Origin of the sequence: Leisingera sp. ANG-M1 (assembly GCF_000813745.1) — a bacterium.
Taxonomy (GTDB): Bacteria; Pseudomonadota; Alphaproteobacteria; order Rhodobacterales; family Rhodobacteraceae; genus Leisingera.
In genome coordinates this window covers 31,936-32,244 of the sequence record NZ_JWLC01000040.1, presented here as the reverse complement: position 1 = coordinate 32,244, position 309 = coordinate 31,936, and the positions used below count along the sequence as shown (strand labels likewise).

1 protein-coding gene is annotated in these 309 nt (G+C 57.3%); it reads left to right on the top strand.

Going from position 1 to position 309, the window contains the following annotated elements; genetic code table 11:
- Nucleotides 1-29 precede the first annotated feature (29 nt).
- Nucleotides 30-309 (top strand): hypothetical protein (locus RA19_RS27290; RefSeq protein ID WP_039168416.1); only part of this gene is annotated, 280 nt, incomplete at its 3' end.

Below are 309 nucleotides of genomic sequence, written 5' to 3'. Positions count from 1 at the left end.
TTTTCTTTGCACCGGGATGGACGGGCAACATGTTGTTCTTGCTAGCATTTGCGGGGGTTTTCTTTCTGGAGCAGCGTCTTGGTATACGCAATTGGCAAACAGTGATCCTGCTGGCGCTCGCAGTGATCAGCCTGTTGGCCTATCCGGTTTCGGACCACGTTGGACTGTATGTCCCCGCCGGTCTCTATGCGGTCTTATTTGGGTTCAGCGCTGTCCAGCTCGCGCGCGGACGGCCGATGACCATGATATATGGTGGCGGATATGGTCACCCAGCGATCCATTGGCGGACGTCCGTGCTCTGGCTGGCCG